At 61.5% G+C, this 25,670-nt stretch carries 17 protein-coding genes; 6 read left to right on the top strand and 11 right to left on the bottom strand.

Annotated features, from left to right (window positions below; genetic code table 11):
* Positions 1-343: 343 nt before the first annotated feature.
* From PLL20_06970 to PLL20_06945, 6 genes are all read right to left on the bottom strand, one after another.
* Positions 344-1,237 carry a prepilin-type N-terminal cleavage/methylation domain-containing protein gene (locus PLL20_06970; protein HPD29719.1) on the bottom strand — a complete coding sequence of 298 codons (894 nt, stop codon included), beginning with the start codon at positions 1,235-1,237 and terminating at the stop codon, positions 344-346.
* A 225-nt stretch (positions 1,238-1,462) separates the two neighbouring features.
* Positions 1,463-2,509, bottom strand: coding sequence for a uroporphyrinogen decarboxylase (gene hemE, locus PLL20_06965; GenBank protein HPD29718.1), 1,047 nt, complete (start codon positions 2,507-2,509; stop codon positions 1,463-1,465).
* Positions 2,510-2,639: 130 nt separating this feature from the next.
* Entirely contained in the window at positions 2,640-3,689 is a 1,050-nt protein-coding gene (locus PLL20_06960; protein HPD29717.1) for a Gfo/Idh/MocA family oxidoreductase, read from the bottom strand.
* Positions 3,690-4,116: 427 nt separating this feature from the next.
* Complete coding sequence (locus PLL20_06955) at positions 4,117-4,710, bottom strand: hypothetical protein (GenBank protein HPD29716.1); 594 nt, start codon at positions 4,708-4,710, stop codon at positions 4,117-4,119.
* Positions 4,711-5,019: 309 nt separating this feature from the next.
* Positions 5,020-6,036 carry an RNA 3'-terminal phosphate cyclase gene (rtcA, locus tag PLL20_06950; GenBank protein ID HPD29715.1) on the bottom strand — a complete coding sequence of 339 codons (1,017 nt, stop codon included), beginning with the start codon at positions 6,034-6,036 and terminating at the stop codon, positions 5,020-5,022.
* A 227-nt stretch (positions 6,037-6,263) separates the two neighbouring features.
* Positions 6,264-7,856, bottom strand: coding sequence for a sugar isomerase (locus PLL20_06945; GenBank protein ID HPD29714.1), 1,593 nt, complete (start codon positions 7,854-7,856; stop codon positions 6,264-6,266).
* Positions 7,857-8,168: 312 nt separating this feature from the next.
* Here PLL20_06945 and PLL20_06940 point away from each other — a divergent pair, with 312 nt between their 5' ends.
* Positions 8,169-9,479, top strand: a complete 1,311-nt coding sequence (locus tag PLL20_06940; protein HPD29713.1) for a Gfo/Idh/MocA family oxidoreductase — start codon at positions 8,169-8,171, stop codon at positions 9,477-9,479.
* A gap of 37 nt (positions 9,480-9,516) precedes the next feature.
* On the opposite strand, the gene PLL20_06935 is transcribed toward PLL20_06940, so the two are convergent.
* Positions 9,517-10,179 (bottom strand): alpha/beta hydrolase, encoded by a 663-nt coding sequence (locus PLL20_06935; GenBank protein ID HPD29712.1) that lies wholly within the window; start codon positions 10,177-10,179, stop codon positions 9,517-9,519.
* 292 nt (positions 10,180-10,471) lie between these two features.
* Between PLL20_06935 and PLL20_06930 the strand changes: the two genes are divergently transcribed.
* Positions 10,472-13,957, top strand: a complete 3,486-nt coding sequence (locus PLL20_06930; GenBank protein ID HPD29711.1) for an Ig-like domain-containing protein — start codon at positions 10,472-10,474, stop codon at positions 13,955-13,957.
* Between the two features lie 235 nt (positions 13,958-14,192).
* Positions 14,193-17,927: a hypothetical protein gene (locus PLL20_06925; GenBank protein HPD29710.1), complete on the top strand. Its 3,735-nt coding sequence runs from the start codon at positions 14,193-14,195 to the stop codon at positions 17,925-17,927.
* Positions 17,928-17,989: 62 nt separating this feature from the next.
* Here PLL20_06925 and PLL20_06920 read toward each other — a convergent pair whose 3' ends face one another.
* Together PLL20_06920 and PLL20_06915 are read right to left on the bottom strand one after the other, a co-directional pair.
* On the bottom strand, positions 17,990-18,949 hold the full coding sequence (locus PLL20_06920; protein ID HPD29709.1) for a carbohydrate kinase family protein: 960 nt from the start codon (positions 18,947-18,949) through the stop codon (positions 17,990-17,992).
* Positions 18,946-20,958: a hypothetical protein gene (locus PLL20_06915; GenBank protein ID HPD29708.1), complete on the bottom strand. Its 2,013-nt coding sequence runs from the start codon at positions 20,956-20,958 to the stop codon at positions 18,946-18,948. Before PLL20_06915 ends, PLL20_06920 begins: the two co-directional genes overlap by 4 nt.
* Before the next feature lie 247 nt (positions 20,959-21,205).
* Here PLL20_06915 and PLL20_06910 point away from each other — a divergent pair, with 247 nt between their 5' ends.
* The 3 genes from PLL20_06910 to PLL20_06900 all read left to right on the top strand — a co-directional run bounded on the left by PLL20_06910 (position 21,206) and on the right by PLL20_06900 (position 23,240).
* On the top strand, positions 21,206-22,285 hold the full coding sequence (locus PLL20_06910; protein ID HPD29707.1) for a trypsin-like peptidase domain-containing protein: 1,080 nt from the start codon (positions 21,206-21,208) through the stop codon (positions 22,283-22,285).
* A gap of 13 nt (positions 22,286-22,298) precedes the next feature.
* Complete coding sequence (locus tag PLL20_06905) at positions 22,299-22,880, top strand: DJ-1/PfpI family protein (protein HPD29706.1); 582 nt, start codon at positions 22,299-22,301, stop codon at positions 22,878-22,880.
* Positions 22,881-23,030: 150 nt separating this feature from the next.
* Positions 23,031-23,240, top strand: a complete 210-nt coding sequence (locus PLL20_06900; GenBank protein ID HPD29705.1) for a hypothetical protein — start codon at positions 23,031-23,033, stop codon at positions 23,238-23,240.
* Positions 23,241-23,739: 499 nt separating this feature from the next.
* Here the strand turns inward: PLL20_06900 and PLL20_06895 are convergent, their stop codons facing one another.
* Both PLL20_06895 and PLL20_06890 read right to left on the bottom strand, forming a co-directional pair.
* Positions 23,740-24,408: a hypothetical protein gene (locus PLL20_06895; GenBank protein HPD29704.1), complete on the bottom strand. Its 669-nt coding sequence runs from the start codon at positions 24,406-24,408 to the stop codon at positions 23,740-23,742.
* A gap of 203 nt (positions 24,409-24,611) precedes the next feature.
* Positions 24,612-25,664 carry an aldo/keto reductase gene (locus PLL20_06890; GenBank protein ID HPD29703.1) on the bottom strand — a complete coding sequence of 351 codons (1,053 nt, stop codon included), beginning with the start codon at positions 25,662-25,664 and terminating at the stop codon, positions 24,612-24,614.
* Positions 25,665-25,670 lie beyond the last annotated feature (6 nt).

The following is a 25,670-nucleotide window of genomic DNA, read 5'->3' as shown; positions in this document are numbered from 1 at the left end:
CCGGGACAATGAGCGCAGAACAGGAGTTCGCGACGATGAGAACCGTCGCCGGTTCGTTGGTCTCTTCCGTCGCGACTGGTGTGCGTTTCAACGAAGCTTTTCCGCCGGCGACCAGACCAACCTCGCTTGCCATGGGGCCATCCTCGCGGCGGAATGACTCTCTTCGTTTTGCGTGCATGTTTCTGCAGAAGTGCAGAACTCGTTCAGCACCAAAGACTTGCACGCGTAATTCACCTGTCCCGTTCAGGTTGCGGCCGAAGGCCGCCTTGGGGATTCTGCTTTGCATGTGCGGGTGTACGCCGACCGAGTGTCAGAGACGCCGCTTTTCGCCCGAGCCACAAGCCTATTTCTGCGGATTCAGCGTGCCAAACCAGGGACGCTGCCATTCGACGTGTCCGTCGAACATGGTGACGTTGATTCCGCCCGAATGGCAAGGCCCCTTGGGAATAAGCGTCAAGCCATTCTCATGTACAAAGTCGAGCTGATAAGTGCCCTTCTTCCACTGTCCGGGCTTCAGCGTCCTGGCCAGCTCGAGCGGGGCTTGAGGGTCCCAACGAAAAGCATCACCGAAAGCCCACTCTCTGGCCGGCTGTCGAATGAGCGAAATCTTCTTGGGTGCCGCATCCTTCGTCAGCACCGTCGGCGACGCCAAAGGCGTGAAAGGCGGTTTCGTGTTATTCCAGTAGTGGTCTGGGTACCCGAAATACCAAGGCGGATTGGTGCCGTATTCCACCTGCGTGCTGTGATTCCGGTTCCAGTTGTTCAGAGCGTAGGTGAACGGACGCCGGAAATCGGCTTCCGCGAACGCCTTCTGGTAGCTGGCCGCCGTGAGCGTGTAGGCCGTCGGGCAACTGGCAACCTCGTCGGTCAGGCGACCCTGCCGTCCGCGATCATGAAAGTATCTCCGAATGAAGTGGGGAAGATGCCATTCCTCGTAATCCTTGGAAGCAACCTTCCCGGCCGTTTCAAGCTCCATGGCCCCATGAATCGGGCCGGGCAGCACATCCCTGCTGTCAAGCAGATACATCAAAGTTCCCTTGGCGAACTCCCGCTGTTGAGCGGCGCACACCGCTCGTCGCGATTGCTCGCGGGCCTTTGATAGCGATGGCAAGAGGATCGCCACCAGCAGCGCGATGATCGCCACCACCACTAGGACTTCAATCAGCGTGAAGGCGGATCGACCCCAACTGGCTTGCCTACCTCGTGCCCCCGTCCTGCGTTGAACAAGATCAGCCATACCTGCCTCGCTCCTGCCTCGTCGGGCGCGGGATCGCCACGAATTGAATCTCCCGCTCGGCGAGCCGCACCGAGATGCCGGCAACGCATCTGTCTCGCTTCGAACTGATGCCCATATCGTACCCGAGAAACGTTATCAGAACAACCGGGTTTACTCGTCGTGTCCGTCGGCCCTTTCCCCAGATGCCGGCCGGCCATGGGGTAAACAAGGCGCCCGGCAGATCCGTCAGAAACCCCTGGAGTACTCATGAACCGCATCTACCAGGGCTCTGGCGTTTTCCACAGGGGTGTTCGGCAACACGCCGTGGCCGAGATTGAAGATATGTCCCGGCCGCCCGGCGGCCTGATCCAGGATGATCTTGGCCTGGCGGCGTATCTCGTCAGCAGAGGTTAATAACACGTTCGGATTCAGATTGCCCTGGACGCCGACGTCGTACCCGATCGTTTTCCAGGCCTCGGCCAGGTTCACCCGCCAGTCCAGACCGATCACGTCGCCGCCGGCCTCACGGATCGCCTTGAGCATGGAACCGGTATTGACGCCGAAGTGAATCACGGGCGTGCCCGCACTGACGGCCCGGATTAGCGACTGCGTGTGCGGCAGCACGAAGCGGCGATACTCCTGCTCGTCGAGGCAGCCGACCCAACTGTCGAAAACCTGCACGGCCTGTGCGCCGGCCGCGATCTGACCGTTCACATAATCGGCCGACGCCCGGACGATCCGCTCGAGCAGTGCATTCCACGCACCCGGGTCGTCGTGCATCAGCGACCGCGTCCGGGTAAACTCGCGACTGGCCCCGCCCTCGATCATGTAGCTGGCCACGGTGAACGGTGCGCCGCAGAAGCCGATGAGCGGAATGCCGGGCGCCAGCTCGCGGCGGGCAATCCGAATGGCCTCGAAAACAAAGGAAAGCGAATCGTCGACATCGACCTCTCTAAGCTGATTCACGTCGACGCCGCTTCGCACCGGCCTGGCGATCGAGGGCCCTTCGCCCTTGTTGAACGACAGCCCCACGCCCATCGGCTCGACGATCAGCAGGATGTCGGCAAAGATGATCGCCGCATCAACACCGAGCTGCTCGACGGCCATCACGGTAACCTGGGCGGCCAGTCCCGGCGTCTTGCACAACTCCAGAAACGAGACCTTCTCGCGAATCTCGCGGTACTGACGCTGGTATCGCCCTGCCTGACGCATCAGCCAGATCGGAGTGTAATCCGCCTTCTCGCGGCGACAGGCACGGAGAAACGGGCTGTTGTGAAGGACTTCGCAATCCATGGCGTCTGCTTCGTCTCTGCCTGACCAGACATATCTGGAACGAGGTGCGGCGGATAAACTGTCGGGCGATACTCAGGCTGGACAACCCAATCACCGGCGGCCAGGCTGCCGGCGGCAACCGTCGGCCGGATCAAAGCGAGACCGTTCTGCCGCTCCGGGACGACTCGTAGATCGCCAGGATGATCTCCACCGCTTTGCGAGCCTCGCGGCCGGAAATCGGCGGCTCCTTGCCCGCATCGAGGGCAGCGAGGAACTCGGCGAAGTTGGCGCGGTGATTGTCCGCGGTCATCCCTGCAGACGGATTGGCCGCCCCGACCGAAACGCCTGGGAACTGAAGATACTTCTCGCGGATCCGCGCGTCCTCGGGCGTCTCCTGGGCGAATTGCCAGAAGAAAAACTTGTTGTCGGCCATGGCCGCGGTTCCGCGATCGCCGGCTACCTCGATGATTCGGAAGTGCCCCGGCCACATGCTGGTCGCGCAGGCGATGGTACCAATCGCCCCGTTGGCGAACTCGATCGCCGCCACGCCGGTATCCTCAACCTCGATCCGCTCGTGGGCCAGCGTCCGGCAAAAAGCGGTCACCGCCTTGACCGGCCCCATCAGCCATTGAAGCGTGTCGATGGTGTGAATGCCCTGATTCATCAAGGCCCCGCCGCCGTCAAGTGCCCAAGTACCGCGCCACCCGCCGTTGTCGTAGTAAGATTGCTCGCGCCACCAGGGACCATAGGCCATGCCGAAGGTCATCCGTCCGAAGCGACCGGCATCGACGGCCTTCTTGAACAACTTGGCCGTCTCCTCATGACGCATGTTGAAGATGCCCCCGACGGTGGTGCCGGCTTTGTCGTGGGCCTCCAGGATCCGGTCGATCTTTTCCAGTGTGATCTCGATGGGCTTTTCGACCACGCAGTGCTTGCCGTGCCTGGCAGCCGCGATGGCCACCTCACCGTGCAGCCCGCTCGGCGTCGCCACCGTGATCACGTCGATGTCATCGCGGGACAGCAGCTTCTCCAAGCTGGTCTCGGCCCCACACCCAAACTTGCCGGCCAAGGTCTCGGCCGCCGACGCAACCTGATCACAAATAGCCAGCAGTCTCGCGTTCGGCAGACCCTTAATCGCCTCGGCGTGAAACTTGCCGATCATGCCGGCCCCAACCACACCGAATCCGTATGTCTTGCCCATTACCATCAAACCTCGTCTTTGCTCGCCCAAAAACGGCAGGCAAGGCCCACGCCACTGAAAACCGACGACTGAGAACTGACAACTACTTCTTCACCCTCAGCCACCTCAACCGCAGCCGATCCCTCAGGAACTCCGTGAGTCGCAACGGAAACCGGGACACGTTCGTTTCGAAGGACAGCCGCCGCGATCGTTCACTGATCTCCTCGGACCCCGGACGCCATACGTGGAGCCGGATCGCCAGGTCTGCCACGAACGAATACCACTTTCGCCCCGCCGCGTTCATTGTCGCTGCTCTGTAGGGGTGGTCCCCAAACATGATCTCCCACGTAGCCCATCGCCCTGGAGGCTGCGTTCTTGTCAACAATTCGCAGCCCCGCCGCTAGAGCGACGGGCCGTCAGGGCTGACGGCTAAGAGCTAATAGCTTCTTCAAGCCATCTTCCGTTGCACGGCCAGGTGCGTCGTCGCCAGCACTTCGTCGGCTGAGCGCGATTGGCTCGGCATCGGCCACAACTGCTGCCGCTTGATGACCGTTGCTCCGGCCGCGTAATAGTCGCTCACCTGGCTCGGGCCGCCCTCGACCAGGTCGCCGCCTTCGTAACCGATCCGATTCAGCCAATCGGACACGTCGTGCGTGTACTCGGCCGGAAAAATCGCGACCGTGCACAGCTCGTATCTGGAACCGGAAATCCTGGCTAAATGAACCTTCATCCGGCACGGCGGCGGAGTGCCGGCCGCCTCACGAACCAGGGTCTGGAAGTCCTCCTCGGCCAGGCCCGGCTCGTCACGATAGAAGAACAAACCGTCTTCCTTCAGAAACGTCTCCCGCGACACGCCCTGCAGTTCCATCGTGCCGTCCGGCATGGCCCGGTGAATGCGGTATACCTTGCCGTCGGCATACCGCTGCGACTCCAGTAGGACGGCGATCTCATCGGCCGTGTATCCGACGGCCACCTGATCGCCAAAATCAAACACGTACAGCCCCCGGTACTTCTCCGGCGATTCAAGTTCGGGCAGTCTCATGGTCGTATCTCCCCGGTCAGCGTGCCCCAAGACCAAGGTACGCGGAACGAGAGCGGTGGTCAAGCAACAGGTCCAAGGCGGATCGCCTTTTTGCGGGCCGTAACCCAAGCGCACCGCGATCCGGAAACATGCGCGCAAGCCGCACAGATCTCTGGCCGTAAGGTTCCAAGGCGGACGCAATACCGATCGCATGTTCTGATGCCTCATTCGGTCTTCAAGAAGAGTCCGGGAATACTCGACCGCGGCCGCCGGGTTGCAGAAGGCCGCTCTGCCGCCGCGCGTCGCCAAGCAGGCAAGGGTCGAATACGCTCATCCGATCCGCACTTCGCAGCGGTTGCGATCGAGATGATCGACAGCCACCTCGATATCGAGGAACTTTTGAATGAGGTCCATGTGTGTCGTCGAATGGAGGGTCAACGGCGTGGTTCGGTAGCGGCCACGGCCGGCGATGGCCAACGGGAGCATGATCTGGTCGGCCAGGTATTCGCCTACCGGGACATCTGCCTTCAGCCAACGCTGATATGCCTGCAGCGCATGCGTGGCGACGGCTTCGGCTGCCCGTCCCAGTGCTCCAAAGCCGGTAAACACCTCGGCCACGTTCTCGGCCTCAACCTCGATGATGACGACGTTGCCGGGGCCACGGGGGTGTGCAACGTTCTCGACGCTATAGCACGACTCGCCCCAATTCGTCCCCTTACGTAAGACGTTGATCTCGCGCTCAGCTATGTGGCCGGGCAGGTTGGACACGACGGCACGGCCACACCGGCGGATGATCTCGCCGCGTTCCGTAAGCTCAAAGCCCTTCAGCTCCCTGGCAGGTTCGATGGAGATCGTGAACTTCCCGCCGCCGGCCGGGTAGAAGCCGGGACGCTCCAGCTCCGCCGATACCGTCGGTCCCATCCGGTTGACCAGCGGGATGAACGCCTTGGCCAGGAAATCGAACGGCGGGGCAAACGGGTTGTGCGTGCCACCCTCGAAAGTCAGCCGCGACGGGCCGGAGGCCGTGAGCAGGGCGGGCAGGACCGTTTGCAGAACCAGCGTCGTACTGCCGGCCGTACCGATGCTGAAGGAGTATTCGCCCGGTTGAACCTGCTTGGGATGAAACTCGACGACCTTCGAGCCGATATCCGCCCCACGCACGTCGGCTTGCGAAATCTGTGCCGCCGCCTGCACCGCGGTCAGGTGCTGGCGCATCAGCCCCGGCTTCTTGCGCCCCGCCCGGATCTTTTCGATCCGAAACGCCCGCCCCGTTACCATAGCCAACGCCAGCGACGACCGCAGTATCTGCCCGCCGCCTTCACCGAATGAACCGTCAATGGTCAACATTCAATCATCCGCCTTGTCCGCACACCTGCTCATCAAACAAACGTTGAGCTCTTCCGGGTACTCACTAACAACACAATGTCTTCTGGCGCGTTGCGGGTTGAGGATTCCTATCATCATTATCGTCGAATGCGGAACGGATTCTGCCAAGACCCGCGGCCCGGAACGAATTCCGGGCCGAGCGGATGATGAAGACCGTGGGGACGAGCCCCACCCCTCGTCAAGGGCAATCAGGCCTTCTCGCTGAAGTCCTGCCACTCGATCCCGACCTTGCCGAGAACGTAGCCGACCTCGCGCAGGTAGTCGCCGTAGGTGACGACGGCGTGGAAGCCCTGCATCTCCCGGGCCATACGCCGCCAGTCGCCGTCGATGGCTACGTCCATCTGCGAGCGGCACATGTCGTAGTGCGGGCTGTCGACGATCCTGCCGCGGAAGCCGAACCACTTGGTGCAGTTCAGATTCGGAATGATGACGGTGACGACCTGGCCCTTATCGTATTCCACCTTGGTGGCGGTGCCGTAGTCCGACTCAAAATGGGTCATGATCTTCGTCGGGGCGTAGTCCCGGCCGTTCATTCGCCGCGGGGCGGCGCAGTGGGCCAGGGTAATGACGCCGTCGTGCGGAAAATGCGTATTACAGACGAACGACGGCTTGCCCGAGATCCAGCGCATCAGCACCCCCGGAGCCGTGTGCGTGTAATCGGTGTGGCAGAAGGCGGTGAATCCCTCATCATTCAGCATACTTAGCACCAGACACGGCGCGGTGTCGAGCAGGCCGATCAGCGATCCCATGCAGTGAGCAACACCGAGGTTGGCGGCGCCGTTGGCCTTCATGATCTCCTTGAAGATGCGCAAGGCAAGGAATGAGTTCTCGACGAATCGCTTTTCGATACTCGAATCCACATTGGGCTGTGCCAGGAACTCGTCCGCTTGTCGTCGGATTTCCTTCATCGCCGACTCGTCCTTGCGGGCTTTGGCAAGCTGCTCGGCAACGTCCTCGTCCGGCACGGTGATCAGCTCGTAGCCCCAGACCTGCTTGACATGGTCCGGTCCTTTCTGTTGGCCCGGGACGCTGTACGCCCGCAGGCCTCCAATGGCCACGCACCTGGTGCCTTTGGCGTTCTTTAGGCCGTGCAAGGCCCGCAACCGCCACAGGATCTCGCCCGCGTCATCAACCACGATGTCATCGACCCCGATTCGCGTCTCTTTGATCAGATCCTCATTCTTGCGGAGCCATCGCCAATGAACGATCTCGTAATACAGGTAAACGGGGCCGGATTTGTGCCGCACGAACATGACGACCGGTTTGCCTGAGGCGGCAATCGTCTCCAGCCATGCCTGGTCGCCGCCTGCGGCGAAGAGAACGATCGCGTCGGCATCACTGCTCGCAACGCTCTTGGCTTGGTCAGGGCCGGCAACCATCGCCGGCGGCTGCATCTCCAGCCTGAACTCCGCTTGTGACGACAACTTTGCGAGATCCTGCTCGACGCGGGCAACCTCCGCGGCCAGATCCTCTTCGGTGAGGATGCCGCCGTACGGCCGCCAACTGGTCTTCTCGCGCCGCTGCGGGATGCTGTACATCAACGCAGGCTTGACCTTGAGCGGAGCCCCCATCGGCAAGCCGGAGCCGGCCGATTGGCCTGCCTCGGCCGCCTGGGCTCGCGAGGCAGCAAGCATCGCCAGCCCGCCCACCGCCGCCGCCCCGCCGATGCCGCCCAGCAGACTCCGACGACTGATCCCGGCCGCGCGCTCATCCGGATGACCGCAGCAAGCGCCGCCCTTACTGCCTGAATCACGATTGATGTCGTGTGAATCGAATTGCATTGCGGGTGCCTCCTAATTGATCGCGAACCGTCACTTCGAAATGCCACAGCGTTGCGTCATGCCGCGCCGGGGTCCATCTTACCCCAGATCGATTGTTGACACACCAGCCGGCATTTCGGATCGGCCGACTGACACGGTTGGACGCCTGGAGGCCTTTCCGATACGCTAAGAATGTGCGTGAAAACGGTAGGGCATGGTCGGAGCCACCGAAGGTGGCGGAGACCTGCCGGTCTTGGCTCGGTCTGACAAGCTCGAAGCCCAGACATGCCATAGAACATGACCTTGCAGGCATCCTCATAGAAAGGAACACCCATGAAGCGTCGTGATTTCCTCCGCAAGTCTGCGGCCGCTGCGGCGGCCGGCGTCTCGTTTCCGTATTTCGTGCCCAGGCACGTTCTGGCGGCACCCGGCAGGCCGGGTGCAAACGACCGATTCAAGGTCGGCTTCATCGGCTGCGGCGGCCGGGCCCACGCTCTCATGAATACGGAACGGCTCTCCGACCATGCCGACATCGTGGCCGTCGCCGACTGTTTCCTGACCCGCATCGACGAGCGGGCCAAGGCCACCCCCGACGCTGATAAGTGGGTCAGATACCAGGACTACCGCAAGATGCTCGAGAAGGAAAAGCTCGATGCGGTTTTTGTCCCCACCACCACACATGCGCGGGTGCTGGCCTGCATCACCGCAATGGAGGCCGGGTGCGACGTCTACGCGGAGAAACCTTTTGCCCTGACGATCGCCGAGGGCCGCTCGCTGGTCAAGGCGGTCAAGAAGTACAAAAAAGTACTCCAGGTCGGCACGCAACAGCGAACCATTCCGATCAACGCCTGGGCCAGCAAACTGATTCGCGACGGCGGAATCGGCAAGCTCAAGGAGGTGCAAGCCCCCAACTTCATTGGGCCGGATCGCTGGAAACCACTACCCGCCGAGGAGATCCCGCAAGGCCTTGACTGGGACCTGTGGTGCAACCAGACCGAGTTGCGGCCCTACCACAAGGAGCTGCATTACGGCTGGGCCAAGTGGTGGGACTACGACGGCGGCGGCAAGTCCTGGGGCGTCACCGGCTGGGGCACCCACGCCTTCGACCAAGCCCAATGCGGAATGGGCGCCGACGACACCGGTCCGATCGAAATCTGGCCGGAGGGCGCCGACGCGGCGGGCAACGTCAAGGTCACGATGAAATACGCCAATGGCACACTCTTGAAATGCCACAATCCGCTGCGGTTGAAGGACGATAAGGGCAACAACGTGTACCACGACCTCGGGGCGATCTTCGTCGGCGAGAAGGCCACACTGGAGATCCGCCGCGGAAGCCTGGTCTGCGATCATCCCGAACTGATCAAGGATGCCCCGCCGGGTTACCCGGCGGCCACTAACGGCGAGGTGGTCTGGCATATCAAGGACTTCTTCGACTGCTGCCGAAGCCGCAAGCAGCCGGCCGCCCACGTCGAGGCCGCTCAGCGGGCCACCACTCTGTGCTATCTGGTGAACATCTGCCGGGACATGAACCGCAAGCTCAAGTGGGATCCGAACGCCGAGAGGTTCGTCGGCGACGATGAGGCCAACAGGGAACTCTCACGCCCGAGGCGCAAGGGATATGAACTGCCGAAGGAATTCACATGATTAATATTGTTTTCATGATCTATTCGTAGTAAAGGCTTCATTGTGCTGAATGCTGTGCGATGAAGCGAGCGACTGCGGCGGGGTGCGTCAAATTGATGAAATGCCCTCCGTCGGCAATCGACTGCTCGGCCTGCACACCGCCAAGCGGGATCATGTGGTCGCGTCGGCCGTGAATCTGATGCACCGGGCAGTCGAGCCGGGAGGGGTTCCTCCAACCCAAGATCATGGCAGCCTGCCGTCGGAGTTGGACAATCGGCACGTCCCGGCACATGTCCAGAAGCAGCCGATGGTGTTCGTGGCCAATCCCTTCCATTCGGGCAACCACTCGGCTTACCGGTCCGGAGATGCCACGGATGACCGTATCGGGTACCAGCTTGGCGGGGTGAAAGATCAGCCAATTCCGCTTTGGAATAGCAGCCGAACTGCGGCAACTGGCAATGAGGATGACACGCTTGCAGTTGCACCGGGCAGCCACCTCGCAAGCCAGCATGCCCCCGAAAGAAACCCCGCCCAGAACGCAGGGAGTCCGCCCAAGCCCCAAATCGGACACCACCCGGGCCGCGTAAGACGGCAGATCCTCGCCATCTCGCGGGACGGGCAGCCTTGGACACTCGAAGCGGACACCAAAGCTGCTCTGGGGGGAGAAAAGACGTTCGTCACAAGCCATACCCGGAAACAGAATCAGCCTTTGCAACGCCATCACAACTATTGGAGCGGCATACCCCTTCCCTGGTAACCCGCTTGCTCTTGATAGGCCAACAAGCACCAGCGGCAGGCAAATCGCCAGACCAAGTCCTAAGATTTGGTCCTATAAGCGCTTGCGGGATGCCGGCAAAATCGCCAATGCCAACACTGGCAACAACTTCCGGTTGCTCAGACACTGTGGTCTTTGTAGGATGACCAGTATAGGAGGCAAGGTCGGCCATGGCATGGTCTGACCGGCGAGGGGTGGTTTCGCGAAATAGTCCACATTTTGCCTGAGGACACCTGAGATGTTCATGCAACGCTTGCTCAGCCGCACGGTCCTGGCTGTGACGGTAATCAGTCTGTTGTGCCCGATGCTGATGGGGCCGGGCTGTCCCAATCTCGAGATGATACCGCTGAACAATGATCCCGAAGCCTTGCAGCCGCCGGACGACTCTTCGGGCAGCAGCACACCGGCTACCTTGCAGATCTACGCCGGTCCAGATCGTGAGGCCACGGTCGGTTCCCCCATCACCCTGTCTGCCACGGTCGAAGGCGGAGAAGAACCTTATCTCGCCTCCTGGTCGCCGGCCTCGGCATTGAGCGACGCCAACACCCTCTCACCAACATTCGTCCCCCCGGCCGAGGGCGAATACGAATTCACTCTGACGGTCGCGGATCGCAAAGGGCTTGGCGGCAGCCGCACCGTGAAGGTCAACGCCCTGGATCATGCCACTCTGGCAAGCCTCAAATGGGCCCCCAACTTCAGCGATGGCGGTTACCAGTTGATCGCTGCGTTCACCAAGCCGTTGGACAAACCCACCGCTGAGAACGTCAACAACTACCGCACGACCCCCAAGGCGGATGATACGCGCGCGGCCTCGCCCCGTGAGATTGTCGCCAAGGTGAGTGTGAAGCCGACCAGTGCGACCCTGTCTTCCGATGGCTTGGTGGTGACGTTGCTGTTCGACAGCACCACGCTGGCCAGAAACACGCGTTTCGACATCAGTGTCAGCAACGGCATTCTCGGGGCTGACGGGGTGGCGGTATCGGAAATCAAGGGCCTGCCGGCTGCCGCCGACAGTGCCGACACGAAAGCCCCGACCGTCGTCAGTCGCCGATGGGTCACCGGCACGAGCGTAAGCGACGCGGAGACCGCCGCGGAAGACAAGATCTGGGAAAACAGCGGCGTCCATACCGAGGTCTCTTACAGCTACATCCTGCAAGTGGTTTTCAGCGAGACGATGGATCCCGTGCCGGCCGTGAATCCGGCCGCTTATCGCATCCAGGAAGGGACCAACCGATACGCTCCGGCGATCGTGGAACTCGCCAACGACGGTCGAACTGCCACGCTCATCTTCACCGATGGGCCGTTGTCCCAGGAAAGCAAGCTCGACGTGGGGTTGACCCGTTTGCGCGACATGAACGGGCTCGACTTGGTCCTCGATGCGAGCAAGTCTGTTGCTGCCAACGCCGACGACAAGGTCGCGCCCAAGATCGTCGCGGAATCGGTGCGATTCCTGAGCAGCAGCGGCGAGGGCTATCGTGTGGAGATCACGTTCGACGAGCCCATGGATCGGAAGACATGCGAGACCGCCGCGAACTACCTGCTGGACGGCCACGCGGCCTCGACGGCGGAATTGGGCAGTGACGGCCGCCGCGTGGTGCTGACATTTGAAGGTCTCGCCGCGACCACTAACAGCAAACTGAGCATTCCGGCAAACAAAGTGAAGGACATTAACGGCGTCTCCCTCGCGGCTCAGAACAATCTCAGCATCCTCTCCGCCGACGACCCCATGACCCCAAGGGGCGTCCCGACGCTGACCTGGCTGCCCGGCGATAAGACCACGGGTTATGAAATCTGGGCCGAGTTCCCCCTGATCATGGACCGGGCAACGGTGGAAGACGTCAGGAACTGGCGCATCACGGGTACCGACCTCAATCCGAAGTCGGTGGTTTTGCACTCGACCACAAACGCGGCCGCCGGCACCATTGCCGGGCAAACCGCCAAGATCACCTTCTGGGATCCCGGCCTGACCGACCAGACGGAGCGAACAAGACGCGCGCGGCTCTTGAATCGACGCACGCAATTGGACGTCTCAGTGGGAGCATCCATACGGGACATCAGCGGAACGGCGATCGGGCAGGTGAGCATCCCCGTCGTCGCCAACGAGAATGACGTCACGGGTCCGCGCTTGGTACCTCTGCCGGGGCAGACCGAAGCCAAGCCGATCTGGGGCGACGTCCTGAAGAGCGAGTACGGCAAGACTCACTACAGCGTGTCTCTGGCTTTCAGCGAAACCATGGACAGCCTCTCCGTGCTGAATTCCGAGAACTATGTGCTCGGCGGCGTTCGACCCACGGCGATTCAATTGGATCTCGACGGCCGGACCGTCGTGCTGACCTTCGCAAAACTCACGACGCCGCTGGGCAAGTCGGACCAACTGCGACTGTACAGCACCCTGAGGGACATCAACGGGCGCGCCAACACCAGCGTGACCCCGATGACCATCTTGCCCGCCAGTGAAACGACGCCCCCGACGATCGAGTCGCTATACTGGCTGGCCGACAGTCGGCCCTACCGGGTCGTGGTCAAGTTCAGCGAAGTCATGGACCGGGATTCGGTGGAAGTTGTCGACAAATGGCTTCTCCTCGACTACGGCGGCATCGATCGGAAACCCACGCAGGCCGTGCTGAATCCCTCAGAGCCCACAACGCTCGTTCTCACCTTCGAAAACGGGGTTTTCGCGACCGACTCGGTATTGTCGCTGGACGGCGAAATCCATGACATCAATGGGAACGCTTATGACGGGTCAGGTGGCGGAATCGTCCTGCCGGCTGCGCCCGCCGACGACGCAAACGACGTTTCGGCCGCGCGACTTCTTTCGGCCACGTGGATGGTAGATTCCAACTTGGGATACCTGGTGCTGGTGGAGTTCAGTGAAGCCATCGACGCCGATCATGCAGGAACATTCACCCTGGACGGAATCGGCCCGGCGTGGACCATGATCACCGATGGCGGGACCCTGGTTGTCGCGTTGTTCCCCGACCCGGCAACGCCGGCGGTTTTCAACCGTGACTCGCGAATCGCCATTTCGGGCTTGCAGGACATGAGCGGCAACGTGTCCACAACCATGGTGCGGAACGTCGCCGCCAACCCGCTGGATACTCTCGGGCCGACACCGCTGCGGGCCATGTGGGCGGCAGATTACGGCGACGCCCCCGCGGAGCAAGGTTATCAGGTTATTGTCGTATTCTCGGAAGTCCTTGACGCTCTTACAGCGCAGGTCGGTGCCAACTACCAGATCACCGGAACATTCTCGAAGCCGACGGAGGCAGCACTTAGTCCAACCGACGGGCGGACGGTCGTCTTGACCTTCCCACCGACCGTTTTGTACCGGAGCCTGGCAGCGACCGATACCCTGGACGCCAGCACCGGTAACTCGATCCTCGATGTGAACGGGGTATTCGGCTGGCAAGCCACTGTGGACATTACGCGCAACAGCGCCGACACAACCTCCCCGACGGTGGTGGCGGCGACGGCCGTGGGCGGAACCGGGGTCGAGATCCTGTTCAGCGAGGCTTTGGACCGCGTCTCGGCCGAGATGCTGGACAACTACGTGCTGACGGGCAATGTGTATCCGACGACGGCGTTGCTCAAAACCGATGGCCGGACCGTGACCCTGAGCTTCGACCAGTCGGTGAGCGGGAAGAATCTCCGCGTCAGTGCCCAGGATACGATCGCGGACGTCAACGGCAATCGTCTCAGCGCAACCGACGTGGGTCCGCTGTAACAGCCGGGCTTGACCCGGGCCGATCGTGGGAGCGAGGCACCGATAACTCCGCCCGAACGTTCGCCGGGCGGGTCCGTGATCGGTTATCGGGGGCAAAGGATGCTTGTTTGTCGAGACAACCGGCTCCTCGTAGAATGCCGGAGGATATAATCAGCAGTGGTGTTGAGCGGCACGCGCTGGGCCGTCGTCGGAGGGGTTGTTGGCATTCCGTATTGCATCGAAGGATATGATTTCCATGGCAAGAAAACATGTGGGGAAGCGAGTCGTTCTGGTTTTCTGGGCTCTTTGCCTGGGCACGCCCCTGCTTATGGGCCAGGGATGTTGTGAAGGTCTGTGGTTGCTCGGATTGCTTGGCGCGGGCCAGATGGCGGAACCCAGGTGCCCGACGCTGATCAACCCGCTGACCGTCGATGCGGGAGACGACTTGGCCGTCGCGGCAGGCGGTAACGTACAGTTCGGGGCCTCGGTCACGGGGGGAACCGTCCCCTACATCTTTGCCTGGTCGCCGACTACCGGTCTGAGCGATCCCAGCGCGCTCAGGCCAACCTTCACCGCGACAACGGCGGGGCAGTTCCCGTTTACCCTGACCGTCACCGACGCGGCTGGCTGCTCGATCAGCGATGCCTTGATTGTGACCGTCAGCGCCGGCGATGGAGATTCCGGCCACGGCATCGGCGGTGACGGCGGTGATGGCGGCGACTCGGGCACCGATGGCTCTTCGCAACCGCAGCCCCTCGTGGTAGACGCCGGCCCGGATCGTACGGGAACGGTCGGCGCGTCAATGCTGCTCCAAGGGTCTTTCACCGGGGGCACCGGGCCCTTCACCATTTCCTGGTCACCCGCTGGTTCCCTGATCGGACCGAATACGTTGACCCCGACATTCACGCCGACGTCGGCCGGGAATTTCACGTTCACATTGACCGTTACTGACGGCACCGGGGCCAGCGAAAGCGACTCCATGGTCGTATCGGTCTCCGCGATGACCTCGTTGAGCAGCCTGAGGTGGGGGGCGAACTTCGCGGGCGAGAGCTATCAGCTTCTGGCCGAGTTCTCGAAAGCGGTCGATAAGGCATCCGCAGAGCGACTTACGAACTATTGCGTCAGCGGGACGGAAACCCACCCGGTCAGCGCCGTGTTGTCTTCGGACATGCGCACCGTCGTTCTGGTTTTCGCGGACGTGAAACTCACAGCCAAGGCCGAGTTCGATATCAGTGTCGGAAGCGGTGTCCTCGACAGCAACGGCACCCGCATTCCGCAGGTCAAAGGCCTCGTGCCCGCGCCGAACACGGAAGACACAACCGCGCCGAAGGTCGCATTGATCCGCTGGGCCGTGAACTACAACGGCAGTTACGGGGTCGAGTTGATCTTCAACGAGGCGATGGATCAGTCGACGCTCGAAAACGCCCGGAGCTATGAGATCCATGACAACGGTGTCGCCGCCGTCGCCTTCGACGCTCAGATGGGCCTGGACGGCAAGACGGTTAACTTGGTGTTCTATGGAATACCATTGTCGCAGGCCGCCAAACTCAGCGTCGGCTTATTGACCATCCGCGACATCAACGGACAGAGATTGCAGCCTGTCGATCAACAGGCGATCTCGGCGAACAGCAACGACCTTGACCCACCGGTCGTGGTCGACAACTCGATCCAGTTCGTGGTCGATTATTCGGCAGGCGGATATCAGGTGGTGCTCGATCTGAACGAGGCAATGGACCGCGTCTCGGTCGAGGATCCGACGGCGTACCTTATCGACGGCCTGGCCGCCTCGGCGGCGAAGTTGGGCGACAATGGCCGCCACGTCACTCTCAAATGCGCGAACAACTCCTATGCGCCGACCAGCAAGCTCTCGATCCTGGGCAACAGGGTCAAGGACATCAACGGCCGGTATCTTGCCGCCCGGTCCAACTTGGCGATCCTGCCCGCTTCCAGCACCGGCGCGATTCCAAGCGTCCCTGTCCTGACATGGCTCAAGGGCGACGAGTCGACCGGTTATCAGTTCCTGGCGCGGTTCAACGAATCAATGAATAAGACGACGGTGGAAAACAAGAACAACTGGCGGATCAGCGGCACGAACATTCGTCCGACATCGGTTGTCCTCAGCACGCAAACCGTCGGCGACGAAATCGCCGGGCGCACCGCCAAGGTGACATTCGGCGATTTTGGCGACAGCCGCACCACTATGAGCCGCACGACCAGGGTTGATGTCTCCGTCGGCGACTCGATCACCGACATCACCGGGCAGAGACTCGCCCAGGTCACCTGCGCGATCGGGGCTCATCCCGGGGACACCGTCTCTCCCTTCGTGGCGGCCCCCTACAGCGGCCTGCCGGCCAGACCGGTGTGGGGTGACATCCTTTCGCCCGACGGATATCGCGGAGATACCTACGTCGTGTCGGTCGTATTCTCTGAAACCATGGACGCAACCTCGACAATGGACGCGACCAACTATTATCTGGTCGGCGTCCATCCGACGTCGGTCGTACTCGGCCCGAGGGGTCGCGAGGTGATCCTGACGTTCGCGAACATCCCCGGCGGCCTGACGTCGGCTGAAAAACTGAAGATCCTGGGCAACGTCCGAGACATCAACGGGCGGCGTACCTCAAGCGTGGTGTCGCTTCCGATCCAGCCCTCGCCCGATGACATGATGCCTCCGGGCGTCAGCGACATGTTCTGGGGAATCAACAAGGGCCCCTATGAAGTGGCCGTCACCTTTGACGAAATCATGGATGCCGAGTCCGCAACCAATGTGGCCGCTTACACGATTGATGGGTTGAATCCGACGGCGGCGATCATGCAGCCCGACGGAAAGACCATCGTTCTGGTCTTCGGCAACTCGTTACTGACTCCGTTGCTTGAGTTGAGCATCGTCGGCGAGGTGAAAGATCTCAACGGCAACGCCTACGACGGCTCCCACGGTGATGTGTCCTTGCCGGCGGCGCCGAGCGCACGACCCGAAACTGACCGGCAAGCGGCGCGACTGGCATCGGCCGTTTGGGCGGTCGACTCGCTCGACTATCGCATCTTGGCAACGTTCACCGAGGCCCTCAACGCCGGCACCGCAGGAAACCCCGACTATTACGAGGCTGCTGCGGGTTTCAATCGGTTCAAAGCGACCAGCGCCGTGCTGATGCCGGGTGGAATAACCGTGGAAACGGTGTTCGCCGATTTTGGCAACCCGGTGCCGGGGCAGTTGCCTCCCAGCCCCTTGAACAGGACGGCACAACTCAACGTCGTCCAGTCCATGGGCGGTGTGACGGACATGCACGGATGGTTGTCGCGTACCTCGATGATCGTCGGGGCAAACCCGCAGGATGTCGCCGCCATCGAGTTGCCGAACCCCGTCGCAACGTGGGCCGCCAACTTCGACCAGGGCGGTTATCGTCTGACCGTCACCTTTGCCGGAGAGGTTCTCGATGCTCGCTCGGCTGAAGAGACCCGCAATTACATGATTTCGAGGACCTTTGTCAACCCGACAAGCGCGAGACTCTCAGGCGTCGATGATTTGCCGCGAGGGATATACGCGGGCCGAACCATGTTCCTGACCTTCACCAAGAAGCCGATGAGCATCGATACGACGATCGAAGTCAGTGTGGGCGGCTCGATCACCGATATGAGCGGCAACAGTATGCCGCAGATAACTCAACTGGCGATCAACCCGAACCCTGAGGATACCACGCCGCCCGAGGCCTTGCACGCAGGCCCGGGCGCGCAACTTGGGCAGATCAAGGTCACATTCAGCGAAGCGATGGACGAGACCAGCACGGAATCGCCTCTCAACTACATGTTGCTCGTTGATCCCAACGATCCGCAGGCTCCCTTCTACCTTCCCTATGCGGTTTCGCTCGACAATGACGGCATGACGGCTTACGTGCAGTTTGATCTGATACCTCAGACCGGAATGTTCCTGCGGATCGCGGGTGTCCAGGACGTCAATGGACTGACGATCGTGGAAGTGGATCTGCGGCTCTGAGGCACCTTGATCGACAAAACCAAAGGCCCCGTGACGACCGGTCACGGGGCCTTTCTCGTTGATCAGGGTTTTCTAAGTGGCGTGGCTCTCTGGAACTCGCGGATCCGATCCAGCGCCACAATGCCGGTCGACGCGCCGGGGGCCTGGATGCAGTGAGCAGCGGTGGCGTTTCCCAGCAGGGCGGCCTCCGGCATACTCAGGCTCTCGTGCAAACCGCAGATGAAACCGGCACACCAACTGTCGCCCGCGCCCGTGGTGTCAACAACCCTATCCACTTTGTAGGCCGGCACGAGGTCTTCGGCACCGGAAGCGTCGCGGCAGAATGCCCCTTTCTCATCCATCTTCACAACGACGTTCCTGCAGCCGCGATCCTGGAAAGCCTTGGCGATGTCGGATGGGTCGCTCAGACCGGTAATGGCCTTTGCTTCCGGCTGGGAGGGAATGAAGTAGTCGAGTACCGGGAGGGACGGATAGATGTTCCGGTGCCACTGCTCGCGGGGGGCGCTGTCGAGATAGACGGTGTCCAATAGTGTCTTGGCCCCGAATCCCTGTGCGTCCCTGAGCAGACGCGCCGTCTGCTCGCCGTCGAACGTCGCCATCACCATCGTGCCGGTGACAAAGCAGAACTTCGCTCCGCGAATAATCTCGAGATCGATGTCCTCATACGCCAGCGTGCCGTTCGCCCCCATGGTGTGGAAGAAACTCCGTTGCCCACCTGTGAAGACGGAGGCGAAAGTGAACGGTGTGTGGATACCGCTGGTATGGATGACACCCTTCGTTCCCACGCCGTACTTCTTCAACTCGGCCACGACGAACTCGCCCAGAGCGTCGTTGCCGACCTTCACGATCGCGTCGCAGGCGACACCCATTTTGGCCAAGGCGATCGAGCAGTTGACGGCGTTTCCACCCGTGGTCAGGGTCAGCCTGTCAAACAAGCGAAGGCCGCCCGGAGGGGGATAATCATCAATCGTCTGGCCGATCGCATCCACGCAGCAGATTCCAACATTAACGATGTCACTCATCGCAGTGGCACCTCATACAAGGTCGCATGGACCCGCTCCGTCTCGGGCAGCAGAAACTCTTCGATCGGCTCGAGACCCGCCGGTTCCAGCTTCTCAAACAATGCCGCATCAATCTCCGGATCAAATCCGTACGTATTCCGCAGACGCTCCATTTCCGTCCAGTCCGCCAGGATGTACCGGATGCCCCGATTTCTGAGCCAGTGGATGATCTCCTGAGGATCACGCCGATCGCGAACGGCATCAGCCAACGGGTGGCGGTTGAATACCGTCGCATAATCGCACGGAGACACCACGTAGTACGAACGGGCCTCGCCGACCAGCATGACCACCGTTCCGGGCGGTCTGGCATTCACCGGCTTCAGCGTCCGGGTGCCGGGCCACTGCCCGCTCATGAACCAATTCGTGTGACCATAGGCATCAAGCCCGACGTCCCCGGTCATCGTCCGGACGCGGGTGTGATCATAGTAAACCCCCGCGAGACGGTAAAGGTTCCAGGCAGTACCGACGATCAGAAGACCCAGGAGCCATCCTCGGCCACCGGCCCTGCCTCCAAATGCCCGGCCGGCAAGAGTCGCCAGCGGCAGGAGCATGACCACGGCAAAGCGAGCGTACTGGTGGGTCGCGAACGTCCAGAACACGGCCTGCAACACCAGAATGACCAACAAAGCAACCGTCCAACGATCGCGAGCCACCACCGCCCCCACGACCGCAAGAACGACCACCATGCCGCCCATCCGGTAATCCCCGATCGTCCGACCGACAAGCCGCACAAACAGAGGCTTGTCGGCTTCGGCAATGCCCTGCCAACCATGGGCCTTCTGCCAACGAGCCTCAAGCTCCGTGTCCCATAACCCCGGCTTGGCCCCAAAGACCGAATAAGCCATGGGAAACACCGGATTACCGGTATTCATCAGGTTCCGCAACATCCAAGGCGAAAACGCTATGAGGAAACCGGCCGCAAAGGTCGCCATGCCAAGCAAACGTTTCTGCGGTGACCGGCGACAAAAAACGATCAGCATGGCAGCAGGAACAGCGATCATCGGTATGGCAGTGTACTTGAAACCGGCGGACAAACCTGCCAGAAGGCCCGCTGCCAGGCCTCGGCGGCTTGCCCCTTCGGCTCGAACGTCGGCACGCAAGACCACGGCAAAGGCGCACATGCCCATGGCCAGCATGCCGACTTCCACATAGGCGATTCCCGCCAGATAGGCCGTCCACGGAGCGGTCAGAGCTGCAATTCCGGTCACAAGCCCCGAGCGGTCGGAAAAGGCCTTTCCAACCAGCCACGCTGCAGCCGCAAAGAGACCTGCAAAGAAGACATTGACCATCTGAGCCATGAATGCGGCCTCGACGGCATCGCCCCGAAGAACCATCATGAGAAGCGACAGCATCTCGCTGTTCAGCGGGAAGTTGCTGTATGTGTTGTTCGCGAGAAACCCGATACGGCCCTGCTCAAAGAATGCCTTGGGAACGGCCAGATGGTATTCAAGCACGTCGTAGCCGTAAGCCTCCTCTGTGCCGGGCCTTCCCCAAAGCACGCCGGGCGGCAGGCAGGCGGCCAGAATCGCAATCGCCAGGAAGGGACACGCCATGAGCCAAAGCCAATTGAGCCGGCCGGATTCCTGCCCGCGCGGCTGCGGCCCTGCCTGCTGCAGCGTTCGCACGTCCAGAGCCAGCCGCGCGATGCCGATCGCAGCCAGTATGCCTGCCAGGGCCAACGCCGCCGGCCGGTTCAACCATCCGGCCGATCCCAGCCCAAGCACCATCAGCGACAAGCCGCCTGTGCCCAACCCGGCCCCGATGATCAGTCTTTCATGCCAAGGAGCCCGGCCCAGACCGACCAGATGGACCAGCCAGCCGCCGGCTAGCGAGGCTGCTGCAAGAACGAGGACCGTCCCGCCGCCGTCAAGCGCTGCGATGGCGAGGGCGGCCATCGATTCGGTGGCAATAATAGCCGCCACAAGCGCTACCCCGACGATCAGGATCAAACCGGTCGAGGAGGCGCACAACGCCGAGGACGGCTCCCACGAGCCTTCTGGTCTTGTCTCGAGCTCCTTTGACACGCCGATAAGGTAGCTTGGCCGGGCCGCATCGCAAGGCCGGAGGCTTCGTTGGGTCGGCCGCCAACTGTGGGTACAATCTCCCACCGGCAGCCCCAATAGCAGGGTTTCCGGCTACCGAGGAAAATCACCCATGTATGAAACCATCCCGCCGCTGCAGACCTACTCCTCCCGCCCACAAAGGTCCCTGGGACGCATGGTCATCGCCGTGTTGCTCGGAGTCCTTTGCGGGGTCGTGTTATTGCGATTTCTTGGCTACTTCGGTCCCCCACCTGAGCCTCGGGCGATCACCCCGCGCGGTGATCTGATGGAGACCGAGAAAACGACGATCGAGCTGTTCGAGAAGGCCGCACCCTCGGTCGTCAACATCACCAATGTGGCCCTCCGGCGCGACCGCTGGCGGCTGAACGTAATGGAGATTCCCCAAGGGGCCGGTTCCGGATTCATCTGGGACGGCAGCGGTCATGTCGTTACCAACTACCACGTCATCCACGGCGCCAACGCCCTCAGGGTCACGCTCAGCGACCAGTCCCGCTACAACGCGACCGTGGTCGGCGCCGAGCCGGACAAGGACCTCGCAGTCTTGAAGATCAACGCCCCGCCCGGCAAGCTTGCGGCCATCCCCCTCGGAACGTCTCACGATCTTCAGGTCGGCCAGGCCGTGTTCGCCATCGGCAACCCCTTTGGCCTCGATCATACCCTCACGACCGGCGTCGTCAGTGCTCTTGGCCGGACAATCCAGTCGATGACCCAGCGGACGATCGACGACGTGATCCAGACCGACGCCGCGATTAATCCGGGCAACTCGGGCGGCCCCTTGCTCGATAGCGCCGGCCGATTGATCGGAGTGAATACCGCGATTTACAGCCCGTCCGGCTCCAGCGCCGGCATTGGCTTCGCCGTGCCGGTCGATACCGTCAATCGAGTCGTTCCGCAGCTCATCGCTCACGGGCAAACCGTTCGACCACGCATGGGCGTCCGCCTCCTGAGCGAGCGGCTCAATGCCCAACTGCTTGCCGGCCTCGGCGTCAAGGGTGTCATGATCGCCGACGTCGAGGAAGGCTCCGGGGCCGCAGCCGCCGGGCTGCGAGGAGTTCGCCAGACTCCCGAAGGTGACATTCTGCCGGGAGACGTTATTCAGAAAGTCGATGACCGCAACATCGATTCGATCGACGGACTACTGAATGTCATTGAGAAACACAAGGCCGGCGACACGGTGAGAGTAACGTTCCTCAGAGACGGCAAGACGCAGACAGTGGACGTGGTGCTGCAATAAGGAGACACCAACTATGAGTGCCAAGAAGATCCTGATGATCGTCGGGGATTTCGTCGAGGACTACGAAGTAATGGTCCCCTTTCAGGCCCTGCAAATGGTCGGGCACACGGTACACGCCGTCTGCCCGGGCAAGAAGGCCGGCGAGAAAGTCCGGACGGCCATCCACGATTTCGAGGGCGACCAGACCTACAGCGAAAAGCCCGGGCACAACTTCACGCTGAACGCGACGTTCGCCGGGCTGTCACCGGATGATTACCACGCGTTGGTCATTCCCGGCGGCAGGGCTCCGGAATACCTGCGGCTCAATGAACAGGTCATCAAGATCGTCCAGCATTTCGTCAGGACAAAAAAACCCATCGCAGCCATCTGCCACGGGGCCCAACTGCTGGCCGCCGCCGGGGCTCTGCAGGGTAAAACGTGCAGTGCCTACCCGGCCGTCGGGCCGGATATCGCCGGCGCCGGCGGCACCTACGTCGAGATCGGCATCGATCAGGCCCACGTCTGCGGCAACCTGGTCACCGCCCCCGCCTGGCCGGCGCACCCGGCATGGCTGGCCAAGTTCCTGGAAGTGCTGGGGACGAAAATCGAGCCGTGAGCAGGCGGCCACTGCCACCTTCAACAAGTGAACGTCGAACGAGCAGGCTTCCTGGGGCGTCAGACCGAATCATCACGGCACCGCATATCCGCTTCTGCCGCGATGGATGAGCCCCTGGCTCCTGTGGTATAATACTCTGCGAGGTGAAGCATGACCTACAAAGGCAAAGTGCAAGGCGGTGTGGTGGTGCTGGAGGGAGGGGCGGCTTTGCCGGAAGGCGCCGAGGTGGTCGTCGAGCCGGTGGAGGACCTGCCCAGTTGGGCTGAGGTATTCAAGGACGTCTTGGGCAAGGCCACCGGATTGCCGAAGGACCTGGCCCGGAACCACGATCACTATCTGCATGGGGCGCCCAAGCGATGACCCCTTGCTTTGCCGACAGCTTCTACTTCCTCGCCATTCTAAACCCCGACGACGAGGCCCACAAGAAAGCAGCGGAGTGGGCTGTATCGTTGCGACGTCCGCTTGTGACCACAGCCTGAGTGCTCACTGAGGTAGGTGATGCGATGGCCGACACACCCAACCGACCGCTGTTTGGGAGATTCCTGGACAACCTGCGATCTGATCCGCGCGCACTTGTGGTCAGTACAACCGACGAGCTTTTTGATCGCGGAGTTGATCTTTACGAGGCACGCCCGGACAAGAGATGGTCCCTGACAGACTGCATCTCGTTCGTCGTTATGCGGGAACGCGGGATCTCGGAAGCCCTGACCGGTGATCACCATTCGAGCAGGCGGGGTTTGTAGCCCTGCTCAAGTAAGCCGGCCAGGAGGCCCACGGTTGAGGGCCGGCGCCGATCAGAACTGTCTGACAACTTGCTGGGATCAGGTCCGAGGCTACTCCCGTAGATCGCCCGGCCTCGTCAGCCGATTCTGCCCCAGTAGTTGATGGCGACGTGGGCTCGGTTGACGTCCGTGTCGACGCGGACGGCGATCAGGACGTGGAAGAAACCGCGGCGGTAGTCCTCGGGGTCGCGAAACGTGCTCTGCAGGCTCATGCTGGAGTAATCCTTGCTGTACGTGTGCGAACCCTTGCCCCGATCGGTCCAGATGTAGGTGACCGTCACCGCACCGGGGCTCACTCCGCCCTTGCGGCACGCGCCGACGTACCAGCCGGCTTTCTCGAGCTTCCGGACATAATAGTGATTCAACTGCCTGGCTATGGCCTCACGGTCTGTCTTCTCGGTCAACTGCTCGCTCAGATCGACGTCGAACTCGATCCCCAGTCCGGGCTCCACAACGTAAGAACCTCGCTGGTCGATTTCCTGCCGGATTCCTTCCATCAGAAAGGCTGAGTCCTCAAGCTCTCGCTTAATCCGTTTCTCGCTGTCGGATGCATAGTTTTCCGAAATACCTGAGTATGAGGTTCCGGGCATCGGATCCTTGATGTCGTTGATGGCCGAGATCACAAAGGCCCTTCGGTTGATGAAATCATCCACCTGGGCTGGGCTTGGCCTGCGGCTGGGGGCGCAGCCATAGAGACCACAGGAAGCGAGCAGCAAGACAACGATTGTCAGGCGAGTTGAGCTCATGTCATCCTCCTTGAATGTTCCGGTCATTACAGGAAAGCGGTCGCATCGGAGACCGCCCCTTTCTGCCGGTTGGGTCGCTGTCCTTAAGACCACGTGGATAAACCCCGTGGCTCGTCAAGGCTGCTGAAGTCCGCCCCACCTCACTGAACCCTGAACCCCGAACCCTGCTCGCCACGCCGAAGCCTCGGCGAAGGCGGGAACCCTCACACCGTCTTCCACTCATGCAGCCACTGGTAGCGGGCCGGCAGGTGGGCGTGGAAGCTCTCGGTGCACTCGCGCAGGGCCTGCTTGTCCTTGTCGGTCAGCGGCTTGTCGCGCTCGTAGGAGGCCTTCACGTTCTCATCAAGCTGCTCGGCGGCGGTCACACCCGGAATGACGGCCGAGATGCGTTTTTCGGCCAGCATGGCCTTGAGCAGGCTGCTGGCCCGCGTGTCCACCTTGCCCTCCAGCTTGGTGGGCGTGCCGCCGACAAAAGTTGCTCCAGCCGCGAAAGGCTTGATGGCGATCACGCCGACGTCCTTCTTCTGGGCCAGATCGAGCAGGCTGTCACCCTTGAAAGCCGTGGTCAGGAACATGTACGGGAACAGGATCACCGAGAACTGTGGATAGTCGTTCAATACCCGGCGGAAGACCTCCGGCTTGTGGGCCGAGACGCCCAGGAAGCGGACCTTGCCCTGTGTGCGGGCTTTCTCGAATACCTCGACCACCATGTCGAGCACGCGGGGGCTGATTTCAAGCATTGTCTCTTGTTTAGTCTGCCCCTCGCCCCATGTGGCCCCCACCGGCCGCCAAATGTCGAGCATGTCGGTATCGTAGGCCTTGAGACGGTCATCGATTGCCTTGGCCATGCCTTCCTTGGACAATTCCTTCTCGTATTCGCTGGTGAGCTTCTCCGGCCAGGAGGCAAAACCGATGTACCAGCGGTCGCGTTTGCCTTTCATCGCCTTGCCGTAGAGGGCACACTCCTCGACAATGTTGTTGTCGACGTAATTCATGCCCAACTCGATGGCTCGCTCAAGAACCGGCACGCGATCCTCAACCGTCTTGCCTCCATGACCGCCGAGACTGATCTCTGAAATCATGAGGCCGGTCTTGCCCAATCGCCGATATCCCATCTTCGGGTTGTAGTTGAGAATCTTCGACGTATCGGCCGGTCGAGTCTGGACGGCGGACGCCTGGCCCGCCAGGGTCACCGAGGCCATCGCCACCGAAGTGGTCTTCAGGAACTCACGCCGGGTCGGTTTGCTCTGACTCATGCCCTG

Source organism: Phycisphaerae bacterium (genome assembly GCA_035384605.1).
Classification (GTDB): Bacteria; Planctomycetota; Phycisphaerae; order UBA1845; family PWPN01; genus JAUCQB01.
Note: the sequence above shows the minus strand (reverse complement) of the source record. Positions and strands in the feature narration are given on the sequence as shown.